General features: G+C 60.2%; 2 protein-coding genes. One reads left to right on the plus strand and one right to left on the minus strand.

Annotated features, from left to right (window positions below; all coding sequences use genetic code 11):
* Nucleotides 1-609 (plus strand): iron-containing alcohol dehydrogenase (locus tag P5540_20030; protein HRT67104.1); only part of this gene is annotated, 609 nt, incomplete at its 5' end.
* A gap of 13 nt (nucleotides 610-622) precedes the next feature.
* Here P5540_20030 and P5540_20035 read toward each other — a convergent pair.
* Nucleotides 623-1,056, minus strand: a 434-nt coding sequence (locus P5540_20035; GenBank protein ID HRT67105.1) for a nitronate monooxygenase, incomplete at its 5' end; no start/stop codon positions are given.

Genomic DNA, 1,056 nt, shown 5'->3' on the forward strand with positions numbered 1-1,056 from the left:
AGCATGGGCGACGCTCTGGCGACCTGGTTCGAGGCGGAATCCTGCCGTCTCAAGCACGCCAGAAACATGGTCCGGGCCTACAGTTCGATGACGGCGCAGGCGCTTGCGCGTCTGTGTTATGAAACGCTCCTGGAGTACGGGCACGCCGCCAAGACGGCTTGCCAAATGCATGTGGTGACACCGGCCTTGGAGCATGTGGTGGAGGCCAATACGCTTTTGAGCGGTGTCGGTTTTGAAAGCGCGGGCCTGGCCGCGGCGCATGCCATTCAAGACGGCCTGTCCGCCTTGGACAAAAAGCATCAATCCTATCACGGCGAGAAAGTGGCCTTCGGAACTTTGGTCTCGCTGTTCTTGACGGACAAGTCCATGGCGGTCATCGACGAGGTCTACTCGTTTTGTCAGTCCGTCGGCCTGCCCGTGACGTTGGGCGACTTGGGGCTTTCGGGGCTCACGGACGCGGAGATCGGCAAGATTGCGTCGATCGCCTGCGCCGAGAAAGAAACCATTCACAATGAATTGCTTCCCGTCACGCCCGACGCGGTGGTCGCGGCGATTAAAGTCGCAAACGAGGAAGGAGCCAGACGCAAAGGGTCCATTTCCGTCGATTGACGTCGGAACGATTTCAAGCAACCATGTCTTTGATGATATCGCTTACAGAGCGGATATCGTGGATCAAGGCGGCCACTTGGCCTGCGCCGGCGATGGCGTTTTCGTGATCGCCTGTGTCCCAGGCGCGAATGCGGTCGGCGTAATGGAGGGCCTCCTCCAGGTCGATGCCGGGGTCGTCGAGGAGTCTTTTGAGCGACGGCGTGACGATCGCCCGGGTCATCAACACTTTTTGAACGGGAAACAAAGCCGTTCCGCCGTCCGGGCAAGACACGACGGCTTCTTTCCATTTTTCAGACACGGTGCTTTCCTTCGAAGCCAGGAAGCGGGTTCCGATTTGCACGCCTTGCGCGCCCAACGCCAAAGCGGCCCGGTATCCGCGGGCGTCGGCGATGCCGCCCGCGGCGGCAATGGGGATCTTGACGGCATCCGCCACCAAAGGAACGAGCA

Source organism: Candidatus Hydrogenedentota bacterium (assembly GCA_035450225.1).
Taxonomy (GTDB): Bacteria; Hydrogenedentota; Hydrogenedentia; order Hydrogenedentales; family SLHB01; genus DSVR01.